5 protein-coding genes and 1 pseudogene are annotated in these 4,629 nt (G+C 66.9%); all 6 read left to right on the forward strand.

Annotated elements, in window-relative coordinates; genetic code table 11:
- Positions 1–244, forward strand: a pseudogene (locus ACI944_RS12035) (2-succinyl-5-enolpyruvyl-6-hydroxy-3-cyclohexene-1-carboxylate synthase); the annotation flags it as partial.
- Positions 245–690: 446 nt separating this feature from the next.
- On the forward strand, positions 691–924 hold the full coding sequence (locus tag ACI944_RS12040; RefSeq protein WP_411719290.1) for a DUF2892 domain-containing protein: 234 nt from the start codon (positions 691–693) through the stop codon (positions 922–924).
- An 85-nt stretch (positions 925–1,009) separates the two neighbouring features.
- Positions 1,010–1,915 (forward strand): 1,4-dihydroxy-2-naphthoyl-CoA synthase, encoded by a 906-nt coding sequence (locus ACI944_RS12045; protein WP_411719291.1) that lies wholly within the window; start codon positions 1,010–1,012, stop codon positions 1,913–1,915.
- 88 nt (positions 1,916–2,003) lie between these two features.
- Complete coding sequence (locus tag ACI944_RS12050; RefSeq protein WP_411719292.1) at positions 2,004–2,945, forward strand: 1,4-dihydroxy-2-naphthoate polyprenyltransferase; 942 nt, start codon at positions 2,004–2,006, stop codon at positions 2,943–2,945.
- A gap of 2 nt (positions 2,946–2,947) precedes the next feature.
- The gene (locus tag ACI944_RS12055; RefSeq protein ID WP_411719293.1) at positions 2,948–3,952 is read left to right on the forward strand and encodes a mandelate racemase/muconate lactonizing enzyme family protein; all 1,005 of its coding nucleotides are present in this window, start codon (positions 2,948–2,950) and stop codon (positions 3,950–3,952) included.
- A 16-nt stretch (positions 3,953–3,968) separates the two neighbouring features.
- A partial coding sequence (locus ACI944_RS12060) for an AMP-binding protein (protein ID WP_411719294.1) occupies positions 3,969–4,629 on the forward strand: 661 nt, incomplete at its 3' end.

Below are 4,629 nucleotides of genomic sequence, written 5' to 3' on the forward strand. Positions count from 1 at the left end.
CGAGGATCACGGGGGCTTCGAGGAGTGGTTCCGGACGCCGCACGGCCTCGATTTCGAGCACTCGGCGGCTCTCTACGACCTCGAGTTCGCACGGACGGACGACCGGAGCCGCCTCCGAGAACTGTACGCCGACTCGACCGGGGCTGACGGGACGCAGGTGATCGAGTACCGCACGGACAGCCAGCGAAGCCACGACGACCGCCGCGAACTCGAACGACGCGTTGCCGAACGCCTCGGGTCCTGAATCGGTTGGTTCGCCGTCGTCCCTTTTTAATTACAGCCATGGACAATCGGCGGAGCGTGTATGCCAGATACCGGCGGCCGCGTTAACGTATAAGTAATCAGGCACAACCGACTGTGTTGATGTATAAACGCGCCGTCGGCCGCGTCTGGTTATATACTGCCGGACGGGATGGCCCATCTTTTCAATAGAACACTCCGTGGAGCGGGTTTATAAGCCACAGTCCAACGGCAGACATGATCCACACGAAAGCTGAGGTTCGTCGTCGGCTCCCACAGCAGTTCAATTGCTGTTCGGCGCTCACGCGTGCTAATGCACGCAGATACCCGTCGATACCCGCTGACGCTCGCGCTCGCCAGCGCCCGCTAGCACCCCCGCGTCGACACACACGATATTGTGGTTTTTCTCCAGTACCAACCTATATTATCGTAGAGCCCATATACCATAGTATGAAGCAAAACGTTGGCTCAACGGACAGAACGTTCCGAACACTCATCGGTGCGCTCGCGGGTGCCGTCTCGCTGGCGACCCTCGCCGGGGCGGTCCCGCTGCCGGCTATCATCTCGCCTGTTCTCGGCGTGGTGGCGATCATAATGCTTGGAACCGCGCTGACGGGGACGTGCGGGCTGTACTCGATCCTCGGCGTCGATACGTGCTCGCGGTCCGGCCGCGGCTCCCTATAAGGGTAGCGCGCCGGGACTGCTGATGTCGTCCGCTCGAACAGTCCGACTACATACCTTTTTTATCACCGGACTCGCACCGTCATCAATGGTTTCGGAACTGTTCGACGCGGAGTTGTGGGAGCCGATCACCGATGAACTCGAGGATCTCACCTACCACCGTTCGACGGAGACGGGCGCGGTCCGGATCGCCTTTGACCGCCCCGACGTCCGGAACGCGTTCCGCCCGGAGACGGTCGACGAACTCCACACGGCCCTCGATCACGCCAAGCGACAGACCGATGTCGGCTGTATCCTGCTGACCGGCAACGGGCCTTCGCCGAAGGACGGCGGCTGGGCGTTCTGCTCGGGCGGCGATCAGCGCATCCGCGGCGACGCGGGCTACGAGTACGAGGACGGGGCGGAGGGCGACGGGACACCGGAAGCCGAACAGCAGTCAGCACCCAGACTCCACATTCTCGAGGTCCAACGGCTCATCCGCCACGTCCCAAAGCCCGTCGTCGCCGTCGTTCCGGGGTGGGCCGTTGGGGGCGGTCACTCCCTGCACGTCGTCTGCGACATGACGCTCGCTTCCGAGGAACACGCAAAGTTCCTGCAGACCGACCCCGACGTGGCCTCCTTCGACGCCGGCTTCGGGTCGGCGTATCTCGCCCGGCAGGTCGGTCAAAAGAAGGCCCGCGAGGTGTTCTTCCTCGGAAAGACCTACGACGCCGCGGAGGCCGCCGAGATGGGAATGGTGAACGAGGTCGTCGCGCACGACGAACTCGAGGCGACGGCCCACGAGTGGGCCGAGGCCATCTGTTCGAAGTCGCCGATGGCGATCCGGATGCTCAAGTACGCGTTTAATATGGATTCGGACGGTCTCGTCGGCCAGCAGGTGTTCGCAGGCGAGGCGACCCGGCTCGGCTACATGACAGAGGAGGCGAAAGAAGGGCGGGACGCCTTCGTCGAGGGGCGCGACCCCGAATTCGACGAGTTCGAGTGGCACTACTGAGCGGGACGGCCGGTATGCGATCTCTCCCGTCCGCCCCATTCCGGCTGACACGGCGCACTTATACCGCCGCCGCCCCGAAACATCGGTAATGACAGCGGCGGTTTCGACCCGGAAGGCGTGGCTGATGGCGGCCCGCCCCCAGACGCTCCCCGCGGCGGCGGCGCCCGTCCTCGTCGGTACGGGACTGGCGGTCAGGACCGGCGTCTTCGACCCGCTCCCGGCCGTCGTCGCGCTCGTCGGGGCGCTCCTGTTACAGATCGGGACCAACTTTGCCAACGACTACTACGACGCCGTCCGGGGAGCCGACACCGAGGACCGAGAGGGGTTTACCCGCGTGACCGCCGGCGGCCTCATCGACCCCGGAGCCGTCAAACGCGCGATGTACGCTACGTTCGGCCTCTCGATCCTCGTCGGCACCTATCTCGTGTACGTCGGCGGCGTCCCGATCCTCGTTGTCGGCCTCGCGAGCGTTGCCGCCGGGATCACATACACCGGCGGCCCGCTCCCGTACGGCTACCGCGGGCTGGGGGATGTTTTCGTGTTCGTCTTCTTCGGTCTCATCGCAGTCGCCGGCACCTACTACGTGCAGGCGGTCGGCGCCGTTGCCGATCCGTTTCCGCTTGGGGTCCCGGCGGGAACAGTCCCCGCCGCGGCGATCGTCGCGGCGCTGCCGGCCGCCGGGCTCTCGACAGCGATCCTCGTGATCAACAACATCCGCGACCGAGAGACCGACGCGGCGTCGGGCAAGCGGACGCTCGCGGTCGTGCTCGGCTACCGCGCCAGCCGGATCGAGTGGAGCGCACTGGTCGGCCTCGCCTATGCGATCCCGGTTGTTTTCTTCTTCGATGGCTACGGGTCGGCGGTTCTCGCCCCGGTGCTCACCGTCCCCCTGGCTGTCCGCATTAGTGCGACTGTTTGGCGACAACACGCTGGCGACGCCCTCAACCCCGCGCTCGAACGGACCGGCAAACTGCTCTTTGCGCACTCGGTGCTTTTCGCAACCGGCCTCGCCGCCCCGGCGGTGTTGTAACCGTGGAGATCGAACCCTTTTCTATCGCGCTCTCGCGGCCGCTCGGGACCGCCGCCGGAGCCATCGAGACCCGGTGTGGCTTTCTCGTCCGCGTTGATATCGAGGGGACGCCGGGACTCGGGGAGGCGACCCCGCTCCCGGGGTGGACCGAATCCCTTGAAGAGTGCGAGGAGGCTCTGCGGTCGATCGACGACCCAGTGTCGGCGCTCGCTGACGGCCGGCTGGCGGACACACCGGCCGCCCGCCACGCCGTCTCGCTCGCGACGCTCGACGCCCGGGCACAAAATGTCGGACGGCCGCTCTATCGGTACCTCGGCGGCGACGGCCGCGTCGGGTCGGTCCCGGTCAACGCGACGGTGGGCGACGGCACGCCAGAGGCGACTGCCGACGCCGTCGAGGACGCCGTCAGAGAGGGCTACCCAGCGGTCAAACTGAAGGTCGGCTCGCGGGATCCCGAAGTCGACATCGATCGGGTGGCGGCGGCCCGGTCGACGGCCCCGGATGTCGAGATACGCCTCGACGCCAACGGGGCTTGGAGCGAGGCGACGGCCGAACGGTTGCTCACAGAACTCGCGGACTACGGCGTGTCGATCCTCGAGCAGCCGCTTTCGGCCGACGCCCTAGAGGCTCACCAGCGGCTTCGGGGTCGGGGCGTCGACATCGCGCTCGACGAGGGGGTCGTCGAACGCGGCTTTGACGCCATCCTCGGGGCGAACGCCGCCGACATCCTCGTCTGCAAGCCGATGGCGCTCGGCGGGATCGATATCGCCCGGAACGTCGTTCGCTCGGCCCGAATCGCCGGCGCCGACGCCGTCGTGACGACGACGATCGACGGTGCCGTCGCCCGCGCGGGGGCGGTCCACCTCGTCGCCTCGCTTCCGGGGATGCAACCCTGTGGCCTCGCCACCGGCGGCCTGCTCGAAACAGATCTCCGGGCGGGGATCGCACCCATCGCCGACGGCGCCGTCGTCGTTCCACAAGGAAAAGGAAATATTCCACCCCGCTGAACTGGCGGACGGACCGATGCGGGACTGGCTGGCCGTCCGGGCGGACGCGACGCCGACAGCGACTGCGCTGCGGGCGTTCGGCCCGCTCGACACCGACCGAAGCTACGCTGAATTGGACGACTGCGTCGAGACGCTCGCGGGCCGACTCGCCGGAGCAGGCGTCGGCGTCGACGACGCCGTTGCGATCTGTGCCGACACCCGTCCGGCGTTCGTCCGCATCGCTCACGCGACCCAGCGGCTGGGTGCGGTGCTCGTCCCGATCAACACCCGACTGACCCCCGCTGAGATCGAAGGCCAACTCGATCGGGTCGCGCCTTCGGCCGTCCTCTGCGAACGAGACACCGAAGCCGCCGTCGCCGAGGCTGCCGACGCCGAGGTGCTCTCGCTCGACGACTCCGGGAAGGCGAGACCACTCTCGGACGTTTCGCCGCGGCGGTTCGACCTCCCCGAGTGGGAACCTGACGATCCGATGGCCGTCCTCTTTACCTCCGGGACGACGGGCGACCCGAAGGGCGTTCTCCTGACCCTTGGGAACGTCCTCGCGAGCGCGACCGCTTCGGCGTTCCGGCTCGGACTCCGCGGTGACGACTGCTGGCACGTCCCACTACCGATGTACCATATGGGCGGCCTCGCGCCGGTCTACCGGTCGGTGCTGTACGGAACGGCGCTGTCGATCC

It is taken from the genome of Natronomonas sp. (genome assembly GCF_046710025.1).
In the GTDB taxonomy this organism is placed as follows: domain Archaea; phylum Halobacteriota; class Halobacteria; order Halobacteriales; family Haloarculaceae; genus Natronomonas.